At 63.6% G+C, this 22,736-nt stretch carries 16 protein-coding genes; 12 read left to right on the top strand and 4 right to left on the bottom strand.

The annotated features are described in order from the left end of the window. The first annotated feature begins 160 nt into the window (after window positions 1-160). The 4 genes from JZY06_RS00465 (at window position 161) to ileS (ending at window position 6,099) form a co-directional block, all read left to right on the top strand. On the top strand, window positions 161-454 hold the full coding sequence (locus JZY06_RS00465; protein ID WP_207117518.1) for a YggT family protein: 294 nt from the start codon (window positions 161-163) through the stop codon (window positions 452-454). 591 nt (window positions 455-1,045) lie between these two features. Next, window positions 1,046-2,035, top strand: a complete 990-nt coding sequence (locus tag JZY06_RS00470; protein WP_207117519.1) for a DivIVA domain-containing protein — start codon at window positions 1,046-1,048, stop codon at window positions 2,033-2,035. A 237-nt stretch (window positions 2,036-2,272) separates the two neighbouring features. Further along, complete coding sequence (locus tag JZY06_RS00475; protein ID WP_207117520.1) at window positions 2,273-2,491, top strand: hypothetical protein; 219 nt, start codon at window positions 2,273-2,275, stop codon at window positions 2,489-2,491. 422 nt (window positions 2,492-2,913) lie between these two features. After that, window positions 2,914-6,099, top strand: a complete 3,186-nt coding sequence (gene ileS, locus JZY06_RS00480) for an isoleucine--tRNA ligase (RefSeq protein WP_207117521.1) — start codon at window positions 2,914-2,916, stop codon at window positions 6,097-6,099. 184 nt (window positions 6,100-6,283) lie between these two features. On the opposite strand, the gene JZY06_RS00485 is transcribed toward ileS, so the two are convergent. Next, window positions 6,284-8,020, bottom strand: a complete 1,737-nt coding sequence (locus JZY06_RS00485) for a hypothetical protein (RefSeq protein ID WP_207117522.1) — start codon at window positions 8,018-8,020, stop codon at window positions 6,284-6,286. A gap of 687 nt (window positions 8,021-8,707) precedes the next feature. Between JZY06_RS00485 and JZY06_RS12515 the strand changes: the two genes are divergently transcribed. The 3 genes from JZY06_RS12515 to JZY06_RS00500 all read left to right on the top strand — a co-directional run bounded on the left by JZY06_RS12515 (window position 8,708) and on the right by JZY06_RS00500 (window position 12,684). Next, on the top strand, window positions 8,708-10,615 hold the full coding sequence (locus tag JZY06_RS12515; RefSeq protein ID WP_207117523.1) for an efflux RND transporter periplasmic adaptor subunit: 1,908 nt from the start codon (window positions 8,708-8,710) through the stop codon (window positions 10,613-10,615). Between the two features lie 92 nt (window positions 10,616-10,707). Next, entirely contained in the window at window positions 10,708-11,385 is a 678-nt protein-coding gene (locus JZY06_RS00495; protein ID WP_207118287.1) for an ABC transporter ATP-binding protein, read from the top strand. After that, window positions 11,386-12,684: an ABC transporter permease gene (locus JZY06_RS00500; RefSeq protein ID WP_207117524.1), complete on the top strand. Its 1,299-nt coding sequence runs from the start codon at window positions 11,386-11,388 to the stop codon at window positions 12,682-12,684. It begins immediately after the preceding gene. Between the two features lie 566 nt (window positions 12,685-13,250). On the opposite strand, the gene JZY06_RS00505 is transcribed toward JZY06_RS00500, so the two are convergent. Beyond that, complete coding sequence (locus JZY06_RS00505) at window positions 13,251-14,261, bottom strand: YeiH family protein (RefSeq protein ID WP_207117525.1); 1,011 nt, start codon at window positions 14,259-14,261, stop codon at window positions 13,251-13,253. A 113-nt stretch (window positions 14,262-14,374) separates the two neighbouring features. Here JZY06_RS00505 and JZY06_RS00510 point away from each other — a divergent pair, with 113 nt between their 5' ends. Then, on the top strand, window positions 14,375-15,781 hold the full coding sequence (locus tag JZY06_RS00510) for a DNA polymerase IV (protein WP_207117526.1): 1,407 nt from the start codon (window positions 14,375-14,377) through the stop codon (window positions 15,779-15,781). Window positions 15,782-16,241: 460 nt separating this feature from the next. Next, complete coding sequence (locus JZY06_RS00515; protein WP_207117527.1) at window positions 16,242-17,489, top strand: hypothetical protein; 1,248 nt, start codon at window positions 16,242-16,244, stop codon at window positions 17,487-17,489. Window positions 17,490-17,572: 83 nt separating this feature from the next. On the opposite strand, the gene JZY06_RS00520 is transcribed toward JZY06_RS00515, so the two are convergent. Further along, a complete protein-coding gene (locus tag JZY06_RS00520) occupies window positions 17,573-18,517 on the bottom strand; it encodes an asparaginase (RefSeq protein ID WP_207117528.1) in 945 nt (314 codons plus the stop codon). A gap of 487 nt (window positions 18,518-19,004) precedes the next feature. On the opposite strand from JZY06_RS00520, the gene JZY06_RS00525 reads away from it, so the two are divergent. Beyond that, window positions 19,005-19,688: a hypothetical protein gene (locus JZY06_RS00525; RefSeq protein WP_330616991.1), complete on the top strand. Its 684-nt coding sequence runs from the start codon at window positions 19,005-19,007 to the stop codon at window positions 19,686-19,688. Window positions 19,689-19,829: 141 nt separating this feature from the next. On the opposite strand, the gene JZY06_RS00530 is transcribed toward JZY06_RS00525, so the two are convergent. Next, the gene (locus JZY06_RS00530; RefSeq protein ID WP_207117529.1) at window positions 19,830-20,951 is read right to left on the bottom strand and encodes a hypothetical protein; all 1,122 of its coding nucleotides are present in this window, start codon (window positions 20,949-20,951) and stop codon (window positions 19,830-19,832) included. A gap of 151 nt (window positions 20,952-21,102) precedes the next feature. On the opposite strand from JZY06_RS00530, the gene lspA reads away from it, so the two are divergent. Beyond that, window positions 21,103-21,594 carry a signal peptidase II gene (lspA, locus tag JZY06_RS00535; RefSeq protein WP_207118289.1) on the top strand — a complete coding sequence of 164 codons (492 nt, stop codon included), beginning with the start codon at window positions 21,103-21,105 and terminating at the stop codon, window positions 21,592-21,594. Window positions 21,595-21,638: 44 nt separating this feature from the next. Next, complete coding sequence (locus tag JZY06_RS00540) at window positions 21,639-22,517, top strand: RluA family pseudouridine synthase (RefSeq protein ID WP_207118290.1); 879 nt, start codon at window positions 21,639-21,641, stop codon at window positions 22,515-22,517. Window positions 22,518-22,736 lie beyond the last annotated feature (219 nt).

Here is a 22,736-nt window from a genome sequence, read left to right on the forward strand (position 1 = left end):
CTGCACGCCGTTGCCGCCGGTAGCGTCGGCCCAGGGCTGTGGCAGCGGCAACTGCCACCGGCTGCCGGGAGTGGTTTGTTCCCGCACTGACGGTCGCGCACGCCGCCGCGCGGTGTCACGGACGGGCGCGGCGCCGGGGTTTTCGGCTAGTGTGTGTCGCGTGTCCATTTTGAAAGCTGTCCTGCTGATCGCGATCTCGGTTTACGTCTATGTGCTTATTGCGCGGATCATCATCGAGATGATCGGGTCTTTTTCCCGCAACTTCCAGCCGCCGCGGTGGTTTTCCATTATCGCCGAGCCACTGTTTGTGCTCACTGACCCGCCGCTGCGGGCCCTGAGGCGGGTCATTCCGCCACTGAAACTGGGCAATATTGCCCTGGATGTCAGCGTTCTGGTGCTGTTTTTCGGGCTGCAGCTTCTAACCTGGGCCATCGGCGTGTACTTCCCGGGCTGAGGGCGGCGGTCCGTCCCGCCGACAAGTTTCACGGCACCCGTGCGCACACCGTGCGCACGGGTGCTTTTTCCTGCCGCAGCATCCGGCTGCCGGTCGTTCATGCACCATCCCGCCCGCCCCCCAAGGACCGGATGCGGCGGCGGTGGGAATGGGCGACGCGGTTGCACGCCTGGCCGTCTCACCCGGGTGGGTGGGGTGGGCAAACATATCGGGTGCGCCGATGCGGCCACACAAAAACGCGCACCCGGGCGCGACGACGTCCCCGCCGCTTCGGGTGATAATCCCTGATACGCGGGGCGGGGCGGGAAAATCGGTGGAAGCCGGGGTAGAATAACCCCCGTTCGTCTCGACGGGCTGCCCCACGGTCTTTCGCCGTTCCGCTACACTGTCGGCATATAACGTCGTAAAATAAACAGCAAAACGTTTTCGTCGCGTCTGCCTCAAGGTGCAGCGGTAACTTTCACCCCGAAGGCATCATTGCAACAAAACGGGCGGCCCCCAGGGGTCCGCCGGTTTTACCCAGGTTGGCGGGGCAAAAGCCGCGGACTGATGACAGGTCGACCGACCGCACTTACCACGAAGGGATCCTCCATGACGCTGACCCAAGCCGATGTGCATAATGTCGCTTTCAGCAAGCCGCCGATCGGGAAGCGCGGTTACAACGAAGACGAAGTCGACCAGTTTCTCGACCTGGTTGAAGACACCATTGCGCAGCTGAGCGAGGAAAACGAGACTCTGCGCCACCAGGTGAAAACCGGCGGCGGTGTCGCCGGGGGTGCTTCTGCCGCGGACCTTGAGGCTGCCCGCAAGGAGGTGGCCGCCGAATACGAACGCCAACTCGCCGAAGCCAACCAGCGTGCCGAGAAGGCCCACCGGGAAGCCGAGCAGGCCCGCCAGGAAGCCGCCGAAGCCACCAAGCGGGCCGAAGCGGCCGGCGAGTCCTCTGCGGGCAAGTCGTCGGGTGATACCGAATCCGACACCACCATGAAGGCGGCACGTGTCCTGGATCTGGCCAACCAGATGGCCGAACGGCTGACCAACGACGCCGAGGAAGAAGCCAAGAAACTCGTCGACGACGCCCGCAGCACGGCCAAGAAAACCATCGACGACGCCGAAGCCAAGGCCACCCAGCTCCGCACCGAGGCGCACCGCGATGCCGAGCGTATGCGCACCGAGGCCAAGACCACGTCGGAAACACAGCTGACCGAGGCCCGCGAGCGCTCCGACAAGATGCTGCGCGAAGCCAACCAGAAGGCCGCCCGCAGGCTCACCGAGGCCAACGAGGAAGCCGAGCGTTTCGTCAACGAAGCCCACTCGAAGATCGCGGAAGCCGATGCGCAGGCCGAACGGACCGTCCGGCAGGCCACCGACAAGGCCAACGCCCTGCAGGCCGACGCCGAGCGCAAGCACACCGAGATCATGGCCACCGTGCAGAAACAGCACCAGGCCCTGGAAACCCGGATCGCGGAACTGCGCAGCTTCGAACGCGAATACCGCACCCGGCTGCGTGCCTTCCTGGAAGACAAGCTCAACGAGCTGTCCAGCGGCAACATCGAAGACGAGGCCCAGTCGAACTCCTAGCAAGGACACCGGCCCCGGCTTAGGTGCATCCGAATTGCTCTGCCACGCGTCGGCACGGACAAAGCTTCCTCCCCGGTTGAAGGGGAAGCACTCATCCGTGCCGGCGCGGTTTGACGTGTGCACATTGTGCTGTTTTGTCCACCAACCGCCGCCCCCGTCCCGGCCCGAGAAGATCGGACAACTGCCGGTGCGGCGGGTTTTTTCCTTGTTGTCGATACTGAAAGGCGCACACCTGTCATGCTCATCGGTGCCATTGTCTGCGCCATCGCCGGATTCATGCTGCTGGTGGCAAGTGTCATCGCCCCGGCGACAACCACCTTTGTGCTGCTGGTGACAGTCAGCATCAGCGGACTGGTGCTGTTTGTGTGGGACTGCCGGAACAAAAGCCGGGACAACCACATCCCGCAGCCGCCCACGGCCGGTACCGACAGCCCGGATGATCCCGCCGGCGGCTAGCCGGCACCACCGCTGCCGACCGGGCGCCCCGCGTTCCCGCGGCCGGTTGCCGGCACCGGTGCGCTATACTCTCCATCGTTGGTGCGGCACCACACCGGAGCCCCCACACAACAACTTCACAACTGTCTTTTTTCACACGGCCATGATCCGGCAATCACCGGGGAGCCAGTCCGGAAGAACGGTTTTTTTAAAAAACCCAGTAGAACCGGACCGGGTGGAACCCGTCACCGTTCCTGATCGCAATGAAGAGGGGTCTGCCGGACGCAGGATGTCCGGCCTGACCCAAGCCGGGTGGTACCGCGTGACCCAGGCCGGATTGTTTTTTTCAAACAATCCGTGGGGTGTGCGTCCCGGCACCATCTTTTTTCCACTTCCCCCATCTTTATTGTCCGATCACAAAGAAAGCGACGCTGAGAACACCCATGAACGCACCAGTTGGCGGTGTCTACCCCAAAAAAGACCTCTCCGGGGGATCGAGCCGTTTCCCCGACATGGAGCGACAGGTCCTTGAATTCTGGAAAAACGACCAGACGTTCCGGGCTTCCATCGACAACCGCGAGGGCTGCGACGAATACGTTTTCTATGACGGCCCGCCCTTCGCCAACGGTCTGCCGCACTACGGCCACCTGCTGACCGGCTACGTCAAAGACATCATCCCCCGCTACCAGACAATGCGCGGCAAAAAAGTCGACCGCGTTTTCGGCTGGGACTGCCACGGCCTGCCCGCCGAACTGGAAGCCGAAAAACAACTCGGCATCAAAGACAAAGGCGAAGTCGAGGCGATGGGCCTGGAGAAATTCAACGACTACTGCGCCTCCTCTGTTTTGAAGTACGCCTCCGAATGGGAGGACTACGTCACCCGCCAGGCCCGCTGGGTCGATTTTGAGGGCGGCTACAAAACCATGGACCCCGGTTTCATGGAATCGGTGATGTGGGCCTTTAAAACCCTCTACGACAAGGGCCTGATCTACCAGGGCTTCAGGGTTTTGCCCTACTCCTGGGCCGAGCACACCCCGCTGTCGAACCAGGAAACCCGCCTGGATGACTCCTACAAAATGCGCCAGGATCCCACCCTGACGGTCACCATGCCGATCACCGGCACGCTGCCTGGCAGCCGGGCGGAACAAACCCTGGCCGACAACCCGTGGCTGGCAGAGGCGAAAGCCATCGCCTGGACCACCACCCCGTGGACCCTGCCGTCGAACGCGGCACTGGCGGTGAACCCGAATGTGTCTTACGTGGCGGTCAAAGTCGGGGAGAAGGGCATCGAGGAATTCGCCGGCGATATCCTGCTCATGGGCGAGGCCCGGGTGCCGGCTTACGCCAAGGAACTGGGCGAGGACCATGAGATCGTGGCCACCTTCACCGGCAGCGACCTGGTCGGTTTCACCTACCAGCCGATCTTCGAGTTCTTCCCCGTCACCAACGGCTTCCAGATCGTCGGCGCCGACTATGTCACCGTCGAAGACGGTACCGGTATCGTCCACCAGGCCCCGGCTTTCGGTGAAGACGACATGACCGTCTGCCAGCACAACGGCATCGAGGTTGTCATACCGGTTGACATGGACGGCAAATTCACCTCCCAGGTACCCGACTATGAAGGCCTGCTGGTCTTCGACGCCAACAAACCGATCATCAAGGATTTGAAGGCGAAAAAGCGGGTGCTGCGCCACCAGACCATCGAGCACTCCTACCCGCATTCGTGGCGTTCCGGCGAACCGCTGATCTACATGGCGCTGCCCAGCTGGTTTGTGGCCGTGACCAAGTTCCGCGACCGCATGGTGGAACTGAACCACAACGAGATCGAATGGATGCCCGACCACATTCGCGACGGCCAGTTCGGCAAGTGGCTGGAAGGTGCGCGCGACTGGAATATCTCCCGCAACCGCTACTGGGGTTCACCGATTCCGGTGTGGGTCTCCGACAACGACGAGTATCCGCGGGTGGATGTCTACGGCTCCCTGGAAGAACTCGAGCGCGATTTCGGCGAGAAACCGAAGTCCCTGCACCGCCCGCACATCGACGAGCTGGTGCGCCCCAACCCGGATGATCCGACAGGCAAATCGATGATGCGCCGGGTGCCGGAAGTCCTCGACTGCTGGTTCGAATCCGGGTCCATGAGTTTCGCCCAAAAGCACTACCCGTTCGAAAACACCGATTGGGTGGAAACCCACTGGCCGGCCGACTTCATTGTGGAATACTCCGGCCAGTCCCGCGGCTGGTTCTACACCCTGCACGTGATGTCGACCGCACTGTTCGACAAGCCGGCCTTCAAAAAGTGTGTCGCCCACGGCATTGTCTTGGGCGACGACGGGCTGAAAATGTCGAAGTCGAAGGGCAACTACCCGAACGTCAACGAGGTCTTCGACCGTGACGGCTCAGATGCGATGCGCTGGTTTTTGATGAGTTCGCCGATCCTGCGCGGCGGCAACCTGATTGTCACCGAGCAGGGCATCCGTGAAGGGGTGCGCCAGGCGCTGCTGCCGATGTGGAACGCCTACACCTTCCTGCAGCTGTACTCGTCGAAACCGGCCACCTTCGATACCTCCAGCACCCATGTGCTTGACCGCTACATTCTGGCGAAACTGCACCGTCTGGTCGCCGATGTGACCGTCGCTCTGGATGACACCAATGTGGCCAAAGCCTGCGATGAGGTGCGCTGGTTCTGTGACGCGTTGACCAACTGGTATGTGCGCCGTTCCCGCGACCGCTTCTGGGCCGGGGATGATAAACACCCCGAGGCGTTCAACACCCTGTACACGGTGCTGGTCACCTTGACCAAGGTGGCCGCCCCGCTGCTGCCGATGATCACGGAAGTCATCCATTCGGCGTTGACCGGTGAGCGTTCGGTCCACCTGGCCGATTGGCCGGAAGCCGAAGCGTTCCCCGAGGATGACCGGCTGGTGGATGCCATGGACACCGTGCGTGCGGTGTGCTCGGCGGCAAGTTCGGTGCGCAAGTCCCACAAGCTGCGCAACCGCCTGCCGTTGAATGCGCTGACTGTGGCGCTGCCGGATTCGGCGCAGCTGGAGCCGTTCACCGACATCATCGCCGACGAGATCAACGTCAAACAGGTACGTCTGACCGACGATGTGGATTCGGTGGGCCGTTTCGAGGTTGCCGTTGAAGCCCGTGTGGCAGGCCCGCGGCTGGGCGGGGATGTGCAGAAAGTCATCAGGGCCGTCAAAGCCGGCAACTACACCCGTGACGGCGACACCGTCATCGCCGACGGCATTGAACTGAAACCCGGGGAGTTCACCGAACGGCTCAAGGCCGCCGATCCGGACTCGACCGCCCAGGTCGAAGGTGTCGGCGGACTGGTGGTGCTGGATTTGAAACTGACCGAGGAGCTGGAAGCCGAAGGCTGGGCCAACGATGTCATCCGCGGCCTGCAGGACGCCCGCAAGGCCTCGGGATTCGAGGTGTCCGACAGGATCACCGCCACCGTGTCGGTGCCGGAAGACAAACTGGAGTGGGCCACTACCCACCGGGACCGGATCGCCGGTGAAGTGCTGGCACGCACCCTCACGGTGACCTGCGACGACCTCGACGGTGAGGTTCACGCGGTCGCCGGTGATGTCACCGCCACCGTCGAGAAGCTTGCCTAGCGGCTTTCGTTTTTCCCGCACGACCACCCCGCCACCGGGCAGACAGACCCTGTCTCGCGCCCCGGTGGCGGGGTGGTTTTTGCTCTCCCGGAGCCCCGCGCTGAGCCGGTGGGGACACCACCGGTGTTTGTGCGACACCACTGCCTGTGCCGGGCGGGAGCCGCCGAGAGGGGAAGAGGCGGTGTCAGCCGAAGTGGTCGATGGTGGTGTCGATGCCGTAGAAAGCCAGCAGATCGACGACTTCCTTTTCCGGTGTGGACGGGTCACAGTTGGCGGCCTCGGGAAGCAGATTGATCACTTCGGCAAGTTCCGCGGCCGCGCGCACCCCCCGCCAGTGGGGCACTTCATCGTGTTCTTTGACGATGCGCATAATCTCCAGCAGGGCGGTGACATGCTGCACACTGGTTTTCGGTTCAGCCGATTCCTCGGAGAAAAACCGCCAGAATTCATCCGCGGCCGCACCCCACCGTCGGGAGCGGGCATTGACCACCGCGCGGGCCCGGGTGATGGTGGCCCGGCTGAAGCACTCGTCATCGGTGGGGCTGAGCGGATGGGTGAGCATTCTTTCAGCCCGCACGAGATAGTCCATGGCCAGGGCATGGGCATCGTCGTCGGGATTGTTCTGCCACATTGACGAGGTGACCGCGGCAGAAATACAGGCGTTGAAGTGGTTGTCGAAGATGGTTTGCGCCACCATCCTCAGGTGCCCGAGCGTGAGCGGCGCGATGGTGCCGCTGGTGTCGACAGCGGGGTCAGCTGCCTGCGCCAGAGACGGAAACATTTTTTCCGGAATCGTCCCGGAGGTAAAAGGACTGCGTTGGGGCATCGACCGGGAAAGGGCGTCGATTCTTTTCGAGACACTGCTGCCCGGCCGGCAGGTCGCCGAGGATAGGTCATGGATTTTCCAGGAAAAATTCTCGGTGACCAGTTGGGACATCAGCCCGGTTTTTTCCTCGCACAGGGCGATGAAACGCTCACAGGCGGCGATTTTCTCCTTCGGCGAGGACACCGATCCGAGGGTTTCCGCCGCCCGGTAGCAGGTTTTCAACTCCACCAGATCATTGCCTGTCGCCCGGGCCCACTGCGACAGGTGCATCCACGCCCCGGACGCCGCCAGTGAATCGGTGTGTTCCAGATGTGTGGTGGCCTGGACATGCAGCCGGGTTTCCGCTGCCGACAACCGCCCCACCTGCTTGCATTCGGCGGCCATGTCCAGATACCGCGCCCCCACCGTGGTTGATGCCCGCGAACAGTAGTCATCGCCCAAATAGGGTTGTGCAGTCGGATCCGGGCCGGCCAAGACCAGCAGATCACAGACAGTCGCCAGATAGCGGCCGATAAACGTGTCCTCATGCTCAAGCAGTTCGGCAAGGACCCCGGCGCACAGGTGCTCGTCCCTGTCGGCCCGCAGCACAATCCAGGCGAGAACCGGAACAATGCCGTCACCGTCGCCCGTCCGGTGGCGGACAAGATCGATGACCTCGTCTTCTGCCGCGCACAGTTCAATCAGGCTGTCGTCGTGGGAGGTATCGGCATTGTTTTCGGCCGCATGGAACCGCCACACTTTCAGCCAGTCGTGCCCCGGTGCGGCCGGGCTGAGATCAGGCCAGTCGGCGAAAATGTCCGGAACCGTGTCAGCCATGGTGGGGGCGGTGAAAAACCCCATGGCTTCGATCATGGCCCCGGCGCAGTCGAGCGCCCTCGGGTGATCGGCGGCCCGGGCCTCGGCCACCAGTGCGGCGGCGGTGGGCTGCTCGCCGATACCGACCCGGCCGACCAGCATATCGACCAGGGCGAAAAACGCCGGATCAACCCGTCCGCTGTCCGCACCGGTGAGCACCGCGGAAAAAAGAGCGGGAATATCTGCGTCCGTTGTCTGCGACGGAATGAAACCACCGTCGCCGGAGGGTGTGCTCGACATCTCGTCTACGCTTTCTGGCACAAAAAATTTCTGCTGTATCCGGCGGCACCGGCCGGCTGGTCCACACCACCGCAGCTGTGGTCGGCTGCCGGGCGGCGGCAGTGCCGGGGCCACGGCAGCCGGTGGAAAGCACTGCTGAAAAACCAGCCGGGTTCCTGGCTGCGGGGCCGCCACCAACATCAACCCTACGTGCCCGCCGCAGGGTGGGGGACAACCGGGCAACTACCGGCGCCCCGGGGTGTGGGGCGGGGCGTGGACGCCGGCAACCACCACCTGAAGTCATTAACAACAATGAAACCCAACAACAGATGCGGTGTCCGGTCAAGGGAATTGCAGGGGCACATCAGGGTGGGGGAGGGTGTGGGAAACAGTGCGTCATCCGGTCCTGCCGGAGGTTGCCCACAGCCGGGCGGCGCTAGGCTATCAGTCCAGCTCACAGGGTGTGTGTGAGGTTCACCTGCCAGTCTCACAGGCAAGGGGTGGTGTCCTTACCCGCAATCGTCTAGACTCGTCCGTGGTGGGTGCCCTCACAGTGTGAGGGCTGTCCGCTGTTTTTTTATTTCCAGTGGACATGCACCGGCCACCGACAGCAGGTGGCGGTGAATCTTTTCTGCACGCATCAGAATTCACTTTTTCACCGGCCAGATCGCCATCCCCGGTGAACAAACTGCAAGGAGCACTGTAGCTGTGGCCGCTGATACGACGAATAAGGCACCAAAGAGCAAAAAGAGCAAAAAACGCAAAAAGAAGCTGTGGATTATCACCGCCGTGGTGGCGGTGATTGTTATTGCTGCACTGATCGCCGGATTCTTCGCTTTCCGCGGCGGCAAGGAAGATGACTCCGTCTTGGCTTCTTCCGACTACACAGTGGCTGAAATCGGCGAGATTTCAACCACCCTGCAGGTGTCCGGCACGGTGGACGCGGCGAAAACCGAATCGCTGACCACCACATTGACCGGCCCGATTTCCTCTATTGCGGTCAAGGTGGGTCAGCGGGTCAACAGCAATGATCTGCTGGCCACCGTCGATGTCAAGGATCTGCGCCAGGAACTCAACGACCAGGTTGCCCGGCAGGCCGATTCGGTGCTGTCCGCCCAATCCGCGGTCGAAAAAGCCCAGCAGGCCTACCGGGACCAGAAGCAACTGGTTGACCGTGGTTTGGATGGATCGCTCAATGGCGCGCAGGCTGCTGTCCGCCAGGCCGACCAGGCCTACGATGATGCGCAGCGCGCCTACGAACAAAAACTCAACGACCGCCGCGACGGGTTGAATGAGCAGCTGCGTTCCCAGCAGCTGGCCCTGGAACAGTCCCGCAGTCAGGTGCTCAGCGCCTCTTTGTCGGTGGTGCGCTCTGGAATCGGATCGGTCACCGCTATCGCCCAGTCCGCCGAACGCGCCCGCGACATTGCGGCCGACCGGGCTGAAATCGGCAGCCTGAAAGAAAAGATGGCCGAGGCCGACGGTGCCGAGAAAAAGGCCCTGGAAGCCAAAGTCACCGCACTTGAACAGGGCATTGAGGCCAAGCGCGAGCAGACCCCCCTGGGAATCGATGAAGGGCAGGTCAACGCGCACCTGGGCAGCGTGGAAGCGCTCAGCGGGTTGAATACTTCCATCCAGTCGCTGGCTGACCAGCAAAAGAGCTTCGAACTCGGTTTGCGTCAGCTTGACCGTGAGCTGGCGGACGCCCAGCGTGGTGTCGCTCGCGCCTTCGAGGCGAAAACAGATGCCGCGGTGTCGCTGGAAGCGGCGAAACTGCAGTCCGAGCAGCAGCTGCAGCAGGCCGCCGATGCTGTCGCCGACGCGCAGCGCACTCTCGATTCTGCGGGCAACCAGGCACAGTCCTCGGTGCAGAAACTCCGCGACGACATTGACTCCAACGAGATTCGGGCACCATTTCCGGGACTGGTGACTGTGGTGTCGGGCAAAGAAGGAGCACCCGCCCAAGGGCCGGTTGTCACCATCGCCGATGATTCGACCCTGGTGATCAAGACATCGGTGCGGGAAAACGAAGTGCCCAAGCTCAAGATCGGAAACCCGGTGCGTTTTACCACCCGTGCCACCGGCGATGCGGAATTCACCGGTGAAGTCAGCTTCATCAGCCCGGTATCGGAAAAGATCGGGCAGGCTGCCGCCGCCGACGCCAAGGGGCCGTCAACCGGTGGAACCAGTGCCGAACCGCCGATGTTCCCGATTGAGATCACCGTCACCGGCAACACCGAGGGGCTGAAGATCGGTGGCTCAGCCAAGGCCGAGATCACCCTCGACAAAGTCGAGAACACCCTGGTGGTGCCCCGCGGAGCGGTCATTGACGGGCCAACCTCCAAGGAAGTGCTGCGTATCGGCGACAACAATGTCATCGAGCGGGTCAAGGTCGAGGTCGGCACCGAAAACGACTTCTCGGTGGCGGTCACGGGCGGGGATCTGAAATCCGGTGACCGGATCATCAGCAATGCGTCCAGCCGTCGTGACATGGTCGGCCAGAGCGTGGACATCAACGACAGCCCCATGCCGGGCGGGGACGGTCCACAATCCGGGACCGGCGACGAGGAAGACTCCGATTCCGCGGGCAACAAGGTTGAAAAGGAAGGGGAGTAGACGTGTCAGAGCACGCACTGTCCCCCGACGGGGCCCCGGTGCTGCCGGACACACCGTCGTCGCGGCAACCAGCGGGGAACCACCTGGTGCAGATGCACGGTATTGTCCGCAGTTTCAATACCGGCACCCCCGAAGAACTGGTGGTCATTCCCGGCGTCGACTTCGTCATGGATGAGGGGGATTTCACCGCGATCGTCGGGGCGTCGGGCTCCGGTAAATCAACACTGATGAACATCATCGGGCTGCTGGACAGGCCGAATGCCGGAAGCTACCTGTTTCAGGGCACTGATGTGCTCGATGTCGACGATGATGAGCTGGCCCGCTACCGCTCGCAGAACATCGGTTTCGTGTTCCAGAACTTCAACCTGATCGGGCGCATCAACGCCAGGAAAAACGTCGAAATGCCGATGATGTATGCCGGAGTGTCGAAAAAGCAGCGGCGGGAACGCGCCGAGGAACTGCTGGAGATGGTCGGCATGGCCGACCGGATGAACCACCAGCCCAATCAGTTGTCCGGTGGCCAGAAACAGCGGGTGGCGGTCGCCCGGGCGCTGGCCAACCACCCGAACCTGCTGCTGGCCGATGAGCCGACCGGTGCACTGGATTCAGCCACCGGCCGGATGATCATGGACATGTTCCATGACCTGCACGAAAACAAGGGTGTGTCGATTGTGTTCATCACCCACAACCCGGACCTTGCCGACGAATGCCAGAAAACCATGCACATGGTCGACGGCCGTTTCGTCGACTCCTCCCAGGCGGTGGGATAGATGAACTGGAGCGAATCAACATCCCTGGCGTTGGCCAGCCTGTGGGCGAACAAGCTGCGCAGTTTCCTGACTCTTTTGGGCGTGATCGTCGGTATCGCCTCGGTGGTGACGATTCTGACGCTGGGGGCGTCGCTGCAGGCCCGTATTTTCGGTGATTTCAATACCGCCGGCATCAATGACCTGCAGGTGGCCGTGGAGGCCCGCCCCGACCCGAATGAGAAGGAAAAAGCCGCCGAGGACAATATGTTCGGCAGCTACAGCTACAGCCCGGTTCCCGACCGGGATGCGATCAGCCCGGCGATGATCGAGGAAATCCGCAAGCATTTCGGCGACCGTATCGACGCCATCCAGTTTTCCGGCAACAACAGCTACCCGGTGACCGCCACCCCGGGGCTGAAACTGGATCCGGAAACCTCGGCGATGATCCGTTTCGCCGGCCCGGACTACATGCGGGCCAATGACATCACGGTCTCGGTGGGGCGTCCTTTGGAAAAAGCGGACATGGACAGTGCCTCCCGGGTGGGGGTGGTCAGCCAGAAACTGGTGGACGAACTGTTCGACGGTGACGCGCAAGCCGCGATCGGCCAGCAGCTGTCGGTACAGTCCGACGGCTCGAATGTATCGGTGTCGTTTGCGATTATCGGTGTGGAAAAAGAAAAGAAGGACAGCATGTCGTTCGGTGATTTTTCCCGCTCGTCGATTACTGCCCCGTACACCGCCAAAGACACCCTGCAACCAGGCAACACCAACTACCAGTCGATTTCCATCCGCCCCGGGAAGGGAACCGACACCAAAACCCTGGGCCAGCAGGTCCAGGACTACATGGACCGGCAGTATGAGGCCAATCCGGACTACCAGGTCAAAGTCACCGATTTTTCCGCCGACATCGCACAGATTCGGGGAGTGTTTTCCACCATCTCGATCGGCTTGTCGGCCATCGCCGGGATCTCCCTTCTGGTCGGCGGCATCGGGGTGATGAACATTATGTTGGTCACCGTCACCGAACGCACCCGGGAGATCGGTATCCGAAAAGCACTCGGGGCGCGCCGCAAAGACATCCGGCTGCAGTTCGTCATCGAATCGATGATCGTCTGCCTGATCGGCGGTATCATCGGCGTGCTGTTGGGCGGGGTGTTCGGCATGCTGGGGGCGAAACTGATCGGCAAGGTGGTGTTCCCGCCGATCGCCGGGGTTATTGTCTCGCTGCTGTTCAGTCTGCTGATCGGCTTGTTCTTCGGCTATTCACCGGCCAACAAGGCGGCCAAACTCAACCCGCTGGATGCCCTGCGCTACGAGTAGCCCGAAGTTCATTTCCGCCCGTCACCGGTGCGGGGACGCTGTTTTTACCCGGTGAAAACCGCCCGTCCCTGCACCGGCTTTTGCTGTTTTGCAAAGGGGCGTGACACGGCAACGAGGCGCAGCACACCCCCGCCAAGACCTCTCATACCCTGTCACCGGGATGGAACCCTCCCGGTTGCTTTGCGGGCGTGGTTTTGCGGGCTTTGTCCTCAGAGCACGAAAACTCTGGTGCGGGACACAACAGGATGGGGTTTGTCGCTGTGCGGGACCGTTCAATCTTGGGGGGCGGGCTTTCGGCCTGCAACCGGATCCGGTTCGGCACCGCCCCGTTGCACGCACTGAACCAGCTATGTTGTGCTCCGCGGTGGCCATAGGCCGACCGGTGGTCTTTTTTCGCCGACTGTCCCACAACCGCGTTCGTCCACCAATTGTTTCGCCGGGGCCTGCCGGCGCTGACCCCCGGAGTTTTTTCGGAAAAAGTCCGTGATCTTTCCGCGGGATTCCACGGGTGGACCCCGGCTGTCGGCGGAGACATTGTTCCCCGGGGATGGGCCATGGACGTCCGGCTAGACCAGTACAGCACCGGTGGCGGATATGGCGATGACCACCAAAGTCAGGATCCCGCCGAAGGCAAAGGGTTTGTGCCCGGCGGTGGTGATCGTGGCTGCCGTCACCCCCAGCCCCTGGGCAAACATGGCCGCACTGAACAACAGGGTGCGTATCCAGCTTGTGGCATCGATGACCGGTTCCGGGACGGCCACAAAAGTGCGCACCAGCACCAGGCTGACGAATCCAATCACGAACACCGGTATCAACGGCGGCAACACCACATCGGGGTCCCCGGGCCGGGCGGAGCTTTTCACATGCCGGCGTTCAGCAACGGCCAGCAGCGCCATCATGGGGCCCAGGCACAGCACCCGCGCCAGTTTCACGGTGACGGCGATCGGCAAAACTGCGGCTCCCGCCACTTGTCCGGCTGCCACGGCCTGGCTGACTTCGTGGGTTGACGCCCCGAGAAACACGCCTGTTGAAATATTGTCCCAGCCGAGAAGATGCGCGGCCAAAGGACCGGCGCCAATCATGAGTGTTCCCAGAAGGACAATCACCGCGATGGCGGTAATGAATTCATGCTGCCGCTTCCTGGTGGTGATACCTTCCACCGCGGCAATGGCGGCTGCCCCGCAGATGGAACACCCGGCGCCGATGAGCAGGGACTGCTCCCGGGTCAGTCCGAAAGCCCGCCCGAGGGGAATCGCCGCCAGAAGACCGATGGTGACGACCAGACCAACAGTGACAAGCGGCATCCAGCCCAGATCCAGGATTTCCGCCGCCGGAACAGACAATCCCAGAAGACCCACACCCACGCGCAGCAGCTTCTTCGAGGTAAACAGCACGCCAGCGTCGGCTGCCCGTGGCACCCGGACAAGATTACCGGCAATAATTCCCAGTATCACCGCTACCAGCAGCTCGAGGGACAGGCCGGTGGCATGCTGTATTGCCGCGGACACGACGAGGGTGATGGCTGCACCTGCCGCGCACAACACAAGACCCGGTACAAGGGGGCGTAGGGGACTCACGGGTTAAAACTTACCTCCTTGCTGGTGTGGTCCGGAACACCCGGGGGACAAGGGGCGGCCGTGCGCCCACAGATCGAACACCTGTGTTAACACGTGTGGTACTTTTTCCGGTTATGAGACGCTGGGTGCTGCACATAGACATGGACGCGTTTTTCGCCTCCTGTGAGCAGCTGACCCGTCCCACCCTGGCCGGACGGCCCGTTTTGGTCGGGGGTGTCACCGGCCGGGGGGTGGTGGCGGGTGCCTCCTACGAGGCCCGGGGATACGGGGTCCATTCGGCCATGCCCGTCTATCAGGCGCGGCAGCTGATCGGGTTCAAAGCTGTGGTGGTCCATCCCCGCAAAGCCGTCTACTCCGCGGCCAGTAAACGGGTCTTCCAGCTGGTGCGCCGGGAAGCCGGGGTCATCGAACAGCTGTCGATTGATGAAGCGTTCATGGAACCCGAATGTCTCAAAGGGGCAAGCCCCGACAAGGTGAGGGCATGGGCGGACCACCTGCGCGCCCTGATCGCCGAAGAAACCGGCCTGCCCAGCTCGATTGGGGCCGGAAGCGGCAAACAGTACGCGAAAATCGGATCCGGGGTGGCCAAACCCGCGGGCTGTTGCGTCATTCCGGTGGAAAAACAGCACCAGATGCTCGATCCGCTGCCGGTGCGCAAACTGTGGGGCATCGGTCCGGTGGCGGAGAAAAAACTGGCCCAGCTCGGTATTGAAACCATCGCCGATTTCGCGGCATTGAGTGAAAAAGAAGTGCGGCTGGTACTCGGCCCCACCGTCGGGGTGGGGTTGTGGAAACTGGCCCGCGGTACCGATGACCGGCCGGTCGCACCGAAGGCGGTGGCCAAACAAATCTCCCAGGAACACACCTTCGGGCGGGATTTGACCACCCTGGCACAGGTGACTGCTGCCGTCGACCGCGCCGCCCACGGTGCTTTTCAGCGGCTGGAGGCTGACGGCCGGGGTGCCAGAACGGTGACGGTGAAAATCAAAACCACCGATTTCAAAATCACCTCCCGCTCCCAGACACTGCCGTATGCGACCCGGGATGAACAGACGCTGGCCGCTCTGGCCCGGGAACTGATCCGGCCCCCCAGCGACACCGGTGCCCTCAGGCTGGTGGGAGTGTCGTATTCGGGGCTGGAAACACCCCGGCAGGATGTGCTTTTTCCGGAACTCGACCGGCAGCGCACCACTGTCTCGCAGGTCTCGGACTGGGAAACCGGGGTCAGATCCTCCCGACCGGCCGCGGAAGTGTCGCAAGCCGGTGATTGGGGTGAGGTGGAGAAGCCGGAGAGCCGTTTCCGCGCCACCGATGATGTCTTCCATCCGGAGTTCGGCCACGGCTGGATTCAGGGTATCGGGCATGGGGTGGTCTCGGTGCGTTTTGAAACCCGGGCGACAGGACCCGGTCCGGTGAAATCCTTCGCTGATGATGATGAAAAACTCCGGCTGGCCGATCCGCTCGATTCGCTGGCCTGGCAGGACTGGTTGGAGCGGCGGGATGAATCAGACGAAAGCTGAAAAAGCTGCTGCCCTCGGCAGCGCCGCAGGCGAGGTTCTCCGGTGGCGTCCCGGGGCGCCGGGACATGGCCGGAGGGACCGGAAGCGGCATGCGGGGCCGGATGCCTGTGGTGCCACCCGCCGTCGAGTGGGTGTCGTCCGGCCGGTGGGGCTGGCACGGCACCCTGGTATCCCTTCTTTCGGGGGAGCCGCCGCTGGGGTGGCCAACCGGGCTGTCCGCACGCTTCAGGTGTGGTGCACTGTACCGGAGTGCGGGGCCGTGACCTGTCCTGTTGGGGCAGCAGAGTTGACAGGTGTTGTTCAGTAGCGGACAGGTCCCTTCATGCGGGGAGTCCGCAGCCGGGGATATGTCCGGCAGGTGTTGTCAACTGCTCGTTTCCTGATCCGCAAGGTATGCTCATTGGTGGGGCTCAGCACTTGTTCCCTGCATGTCGCCACGAGAATTGAGAGCTTGCGTCCAATGGGAGAACTAGCCGGAAAGCGTACCGGGCGGTGTCTGGATTTCACCCAGGCCACCGCCGAGATTGGTGCGCTCAGGACGGTGTTCGACCGGGCCCGGGACGCCCTCGGCCCCGACGAGCCGGTGGTGTGGCAGTTGGCCGGCCGGTTGGCACTGGCTCTGGCCGAACACGACCCATCCACTGACGCCTCCTCGCCGCTGGCCATAGAGGCCATGGCGCTGATGACCTGGTCGGTGGGTCATGCTGGACGGATGGCCACCGATTCGGCTGATCTTCTCACCTGTCTGCACCGCCAGGCCGAGGTCTACAAGCTGCTCGGCATCACAGAAGACGAGTTGTTCGTGCGGCAGGAAATCGTGCAGCTGATCAACCGCTACCCGGGCCGCCTGGATCACCGGGCCGCCTTACGGGCATCCCTGAACCATGCGCTGGCCCTGGAAAACGTGATGGGTCCTGCCGTGGCCCTGCTTGAACTGGAACACCTGGTGGCGGGGTGTCTTGAACGCGGCGACTACTCGCCGGTGGTGCTGGGCATGTTGACCGACATCACCCGGCTGCGGCTGTCGGCGGGCCTGTCCGCTGAAGCCCTGTCCGCGGCGCAGTCGGCGCTGGCGGTGTTTGACCTGGGATACCCCTTCGACGACAACGACGATGCCGTGGCCCCCTATGCCGGAACCATTGTTGTGGCACCGGATCCCTCCGACCCCGGGCCGGGGGATCCCCAGCAGGTGTGGGAAGACACCGTCGGGCATTGTCTGGACATCATCATCGATTCTTCCCCGCGGGACCGCCGCGGCGTGGGCGCTGTGGTGGGGGAGGCTGTCAGCTGCGCCGAATTGTGTTTCGGTGTCGGCTCGACCATCGCCCTGGCCGCCCGGCTGCGGGCTTTTCTGTGGGAGCTGACAATCGCCACAAGCCTGCGCAAAGAACATCTCACCGTGTTGAATTCGTTGAGCCGCGATATCGCCCTGCAGACCATCGAGGACGCGGAAACACCCGATAATCCGGCCAGCGGCACCAACGGCACTCTGCTGGATCTGCAGTCCCGGGTCAATGCCCATCTGGGATTGGCGATGGCGGCAAAGGGCCGGGGTGAAGCCGCCAGGAAGCAAGCCACCAACAATCTGCGCCTGGCGCTTGACCGGGGGGCCGGTCTTGACCATCAGCTGCGCCGCCGGGTGGAGGATGCTCTGGGCGAGCTTGTCGCGCAGCCGGAAAAACCCCACCCGGATAGCGGTCACCCCTGACCCGTTGCCACCGGCCGCACTGGTGTGGCGCCCACAACCACCGTCTGACCCGGGGTGGGGCAAGCTGCGGGGTTTTGGTTCCCCTAGAACAAGGTTGCGGGATGGACCCCGGCGGCAATGGCCGCGGCCAGAAGCACCCGTGCCTGCCCGGCGCGCAGATAGCGTGATCCTATGGCGCCCGCTGCTTTCAATGTGGCCCCGCCGCCGGCCCCGCCGTAGCTTCCGTGCACCTCGCCGCGGGGAACCCGGGTGGTGATGACCACCGGAATTCCGTCGTGCAGGGCGTCGGCGATCGCCCTTCCCATGCCGGGACCCACATTGCCGCCGCCCAAAGCCTCCACAACCAGGCCCTGCGCCCCGTTGGCGATGGCGGCCTGCACCAGATGACCGTCATCGCCGGGGCTGGCGCAAATAACATCGACGGTGACGCCGGCGAGTTCGGCCACGGGCAGCGGGTCGGGCCGGGCCGGTTCCTCCGGGGCGTTGGTGGCGAAAGCCAGTTCGTCGGTGGTGTGCCATTTCACCGCCCCGCGGGCCGGCAGGACGGCGCGGCCGAACACGATCAGCGCGCCGATGCCCTGTGCTGTGGGGGCGGCGACAATATTGACCGCATCCAGCAGGTTGAATATGCCGTCGGCCTGCGGATGGTTGAAGGGTTTTTGGGCACCGGTGATCACCACCGGGCGGTCATCGGAGTGGAAAACATCGATGGCGACGGCTGTTTCCTCCATCGAGTCGGTGCCGTGGGTGACAATCACCCCGGTGACCGTGTCATCGGATAAAGCCTCGTGTACCGCGGCGACCACCGTGTCGATATCGGCGAACCCCATGGCCGAGGAATCCAGCCGGTCGATCTCGGTGACGGTGAACCGCACCGACGGGCAGCGGGCGGCGATCTTGTCGACCAGTGCGGTGCCCGACACCGTCGGAATCAGTGCGCCGGTGTCATCGGCGGTGCACGCTATGGTGCCGCCGGTGGTGATCACGGCAATGTGGGCCTGGGGGATGTCATCGGTGGTCTTGCTCATGGGCACAACACTGCCACAGCCGCCGCCCGGGCCCGGTCACCGGCACGGCGGAAAAAGACAATGGGTGGGGTGTGGAGCCGAGCGGGCGGGAAAACACCCGCCGCCAGCCCGCGGTGGAGGCGGCTGTGCAGATGGGGGCGGCCTGGCGGTGGATGGTGTGTGACGACAGGGGTGGGTGGTGTGAGGTTTCTAACTTCCCGCCGTGTTCCCCGACAGGGGATGGCGCCGGGGTGTGCCGGGGCGTGTACGATCGTCACGATAAACGGGCTCCGGCGGATGACTTTTTCCGGTCATTTGCCGCTCGGGTGCCTTCAACCGTCTTCCACCGGTGGGTTTTTCCAGGAAAAAACTCATGTCCCGGATGTGTCATCCGGTCCCGTGCCCGCGGTGTCCGCGGCCATGGCTGCGGCAGGTATCACGACCGTGGGCCGGGGCAGTCTGCGGCGGAAGCACAAAAATCAAACACCACAAGGAGTTTTTGCACACCGTGACCTTTTCGACCCACCCCACCAAGATTGGTGCGGCCTGCCTGGCCGGCGTTTTGGTTTTCGGACTGGCCGCCTGCAGCGGCGAGGATGATTCGACCGACTCCACCGCCACCACCGCCGCGTCACCGGCAGCTGTTGAATCGACAGCCGCCGCCGGTTCCACCAGTGCGACTGCTTCGGTGCCGATGCCCACGCCGGATGAACTCAATGATGTTCTGGCACTGGCCACCGATTCGAGTGCCCCGCTGGAGGAGCGGATTCTCACCGTCCAGGGCGGCGAGAAAGCCCCCGATCTGTTTGATGTGATGGCCCAGTCGAAGCAGGAATCAGGCGCCAACTTCGTGGTTGTTCCCCCGGTGCTCAAAGGCTACAGCCCGACCAGTGTTTTGACAGTGGTCAAAGCCACCCTGCCGGACCGTGAACCGCAGACGGCCACCGACGTGGAATTCGTTTTCGAGGACGGCCACTGGAAGCTCGCCCAGTCCTGGGCCTGCACCCTGGTCAGCAACGCCGGACTGGATCCGTCGCAAATCCCGGACATGTGCAGCAACGATCCGGCGGCCCCGCCGGTCAATACCGCGGCCCCCGACCCGGCGGCCGGGCAGCCGGAGGGTCAACCGCAGCAGCCGGTGGATCCGGCTGCCGTTCCGGCCGACCAGCAGCCTGCCGCGCCGCAGAACTGAGTGCCGTTTTCTTTTTTCTCCCGCCACCCTGCCCCGGATATCCGGGGCAGGGTGGCGTGGTGCGTGGTGGGGGGTGTGGCAAAAAATCATCCGGGCCGGGGATGTCGTTGTGTCCCGGTGCGATCACCGGCGGGGCCGTGTCTAGTGGCCGGGGGCGTCAGGCGGATTGAAACCGATGGTGAAGGTGGTGTCCTGCACCACCCAAGTATCGGCCGCCGCAGGCCGCCCCGGCGCTTTTGGGTCCTCCCCGGCGGCGGCGCCGGTGTCCCGGTCGGTCTCGCCGGTGGTGGATGCCCCGTAGATCACCCTGGTGGTCAGGCTGATCTCACCGGTGGCCGGAAGGGGCCGGGACAGATCGACACGCAGCTGGCCACGGGTGGTGGTGGTCGCCGACAGCACGCTCAATGCGGCGGCCCGCGCCCCGGAATCGTAGGGGATGTCCCGCAGCGCCGGATGCCGGTCAATCTCCAAGGCCAGGGTGACAACCGGGTGGTCGGTGCCGTCGGGCTGGTCGATGTCGATGAGAGTGTAGGTGACCTCCTGCAGCATGGAGGTATCCCCGGGCAGCGGTGCGGAGGTGGTCCACACCGCCCCGCGGCCGATCGGCTGGTCGGGAAAAATCACCGGAATACCGGCCAGTGCCAGCAATTTGGCTTCCACCAGTGCCCGGGCACCGGTGGTGGCATTATCCGGGGCGCTTAACCGCCACCGGTAGACCCGGCCGGTGGCGTCAGTGTCGGAACCGAATCCGAACCCCACCGCCGAGACCGGATCCGTGCCGGTGCCGTCGGTGTAGTCGATGCCGGTGACGGTGAAATCGGTGCGCCGGTCGGGGGCGGGCAGCCCGTCGCCGCTGCTGCCCGCGGCAATCCCCGCCGCATCCTCGCCGTCGACGGGCACCTGCCCGCCGTCGAGAGTCAGCCACATGGTGTCGGTGGACTGCGGGGCCTGCGGAGCGGTCCCGGCTGAGCCTGCGGGCAGCACATTCTGCGAGAAACCGGCGGTGACCTCGACCAGCAGGTTCTGCTCTTGCGCGGTGGGGGAGAAAGCCAGCAGGGTCGACGGGGCCGAACCCGGATCAAGCACCGTGGTTTTCGGCGGGCTGGCCGCCACCGTGGCGGCCGTGGCGGCGCTTTCCCCGGAACCGTCGGACGGGCTGCCGCTGCCGCAGGCGGCAAGACCGGCCGTCACGGCCACGGCGGCGGTCGCCGCCACAAGACGCGGACGGATGAAACGGCGTTCGACGTGCTGGCGGCGTGTCATGGTGGATAATCTACCGGCAGCACAAATCACCCTGCCAGCGGCCCGGCTGCCACCCCCGCCGGTGGTGTGCCGGGACCCGGATTGCCCACCGGCGGGGCAACCGGACACAATAGGGGCCGTGGAGACAACCAACCGACACTATCTGGCACCGATGTGCGCGATCGCGGTGTGTGCGGCCGTCGCCGACCAGGTGAGTAAACACTTCATCCTTCAGTCCATGGCCCCCGGGGAGGTGGTGCCGCTGATAGGCGACTGGTTCCGGTTCCGGCTGACCTTCAACTCGGGGGCCGCGTTTTCGATGGGGGAAAACCTCACCTGGCTGTTCACCTGCATCCAGATTGCTTTCGCGGTCGGCATCCTCGGCTTTGTCTCCCGCAGGATCACCGACCCGCTGTCCGCGGTGGGACTGGCCTGCGTGGCCGGCGGTGCCCTGGGCAATCTGGGCGACCGGTTGTTCCGCGCCCCCGGATTTTTCGTCGGCCACGTCGTCGATTTCATCAGTGTCGGCAATTTCGCGATTTTCAACATCGCCGACTCGTTCATCAGCGTCGGGGTGTTCGTGTTCATTGTGGCGGTGGCCGCCGACGGCTACCGGGAAGCGCAATCCAACCGGCCGTCGGCCAAAGACAGGGGGCAGCTGTGAACCGTCCGCTACGTCAACTGCCCGTCCCCGACGGCCTGGTCGGCATGCGGGTTGATGCGGGGCTTGCGAAACTGTTGGGGATCTCCCGGTCAAAAGCCGCCGAGCTGGCCGAAGCCGGTGATGTGCTCATCGGGGGAGTGCCCGCCGGGAAATCAGCGAAACTGGCCGACAACGATTTTTTGTCGATCACCCTGCCGGAAGTCGATGCGCCGACCCCGGTTGCCGAACCCGTGGAAGGCATGGGGATTCTCTACTCGGATGACGATGTGATCGCGGTGGACAAACCTGTCGGCGTGGCCGCCCATCCGACTGTCGGCTGGGACGGCCCCACCGTCACCCAGGGGTTGGCGGCGGCCGGATTCCGGATATCCACCTCCGGTCCGCCGGAAAGAAAAGGCATCGTGCAGCGGCTGGATGTCGGCACTTCCGGGGTGATGGTGGTCGCCGCCAGTGAGCGCGGCTACACGGTGCTGAAAAGAGCTTTCAAATACCGTACGGTCACCAAAACCTACCATGCCCTGGTACAGGGACATCCCGACCCGACCACCGGCACCATTGACGCCCCCATCGGCCGCCACCCCGGCCACGGCTGGCGGTTTGCGGTGGTGGAGGGCGGCAAACATGCGGTCACCCACTACGACACCCTGGAGGCTTTCCGGGAAGCAACCTTGGTTGAAGTGCACCTGGAAACAGGAAGAACACACCAGATCAGGGTGCATTTTTCCGCCCTGCACCATCCCTGCTGCGGGGATCCGATGTACGGCTCGGAGGAGAAACTGAACAAGCGGTTGGGGCTTGACCGCCAGTGGCTGCACGCCACTTCACTCACCTTCGAGCATCCGGCTGACGGCCGGGAGATGACCATCACCTCCCCCTACCCGGATGATCTGCAGCATGCCCTCGACGTGCTGCGCGCCGGGTAGGCGGGCGGCAGCGACGTCACCGGTCCGGCGCCGCGGTGCCCGCCACCGGGAACCGCGGTGCGGGCCAGGTGTCCCGCCGGCGGATACGGCAGGAAGATTTCAGGTAATTTTCAGCGCGGCTGTCACCTGTTTTGCATCCCGGCACCATACAATTTGTGGCGGGACGCTGTTGTGTCTGTCGGTGGGAAGATGGTCCGCCCGTGTCGTTTTTCCCCGTCG

This window comes from Corynebacterium mendelii (genome assembly GCF_017307055.1).
Lineage (GTDB): Bacteria > Actinomycetota > Actinomycetes > Mycobacteriales > Mycobacteriaceae > Corynebacterium > Corynebacterium mendelii.

Excerpts from the sequence above, each read along its gene's own strand:
- JZY06_RS00530 (WP_207117529.1), bottom strand. The coding sequence starts at position 20,951 with ATGACACGCCGCCAGCACGTCGAACGCCGTTTCATCCGTCCGCGTCTT.
- JZY06_RS00475 (WP_207117520.1), top strand. The coding sequence starts at position 2,273 with ATGCTCATCGGTGCCATTGTCTGCGCCATCGCCGGATTCATGCTGCTG.
- lspA (WP_207118289.1), top strand. The coding sequence starts at position 21,103 with ATGTGCGCGATCGCGGTGTGTGCGGCCGTCGCCGACCAGGTGAGTAAA.
- JZY06_RS00495 (WP_207118287.1), top strand. The coding sequence starts at position 10,708 with ATGCACGGTATTGTCCGCAGTTTCAATACCGGCACCCCCGAAGAACTG.
- JZY06_RS00510 (WP_207117526.1), top strand. The coding sequence starts at position 14,375 with ATGAGACGCTGGGTGCTGCACATAGACATGGACGCGTTTTTCGCCTCC.
- ileS (WP_207117521.1), top strand. The coding sequence starts at position 2,914 with ATGAACGCACCAGTTGGCGGTGTCTACCCCAAAAAAGACCTCTCCGGG.
- JZY06_RS00515 (WP_207117527.1), top strand. The coding sequence starts at position 16,242 with ATGGGAGAACTAGCCGGAAAGCGTACCGGGCGGTGTCTGGATTTCACC.
- JZY06_RS00520 (WP_207117528.1), bottom strand. The coding sequence starts at position 18,517 with ATGAGCAAGACCACCGATGACATCCCCCAGGCCCACATTGCCGTGATC.
- JZY06_RS00485 (WP_207117522.1), bottom strand. The coding sequence starts at position 8,020 with ATGTCGAGCACACCCTCCGGCGACGGTGGTTTCATTCCGTCGCAGACA.
- JZY06_RS00540 (WP_207118290.1), top strand. The coding sequence starts at position 21,639 with ATGCGGGTTGATGCGGGGCTTGCGAAACTGTTGGGGATCTCCCGGTCA.
- JZY06_RS00500 (WP_207117524.1), top strand. The coding sequence starts at position 11,386 with ATGAACTGGAGCGAATCAACATCCCTGGCGTTGGCCAGCCTGTGGGCG.
- JZY06_RS00470 (WP_207117519.1), top strand. The coding sequence starts at position 1,046 with ATGACGCTGACCCAAGCCGATGTGCATAATGTCGCTTTCAGCAAGCCG.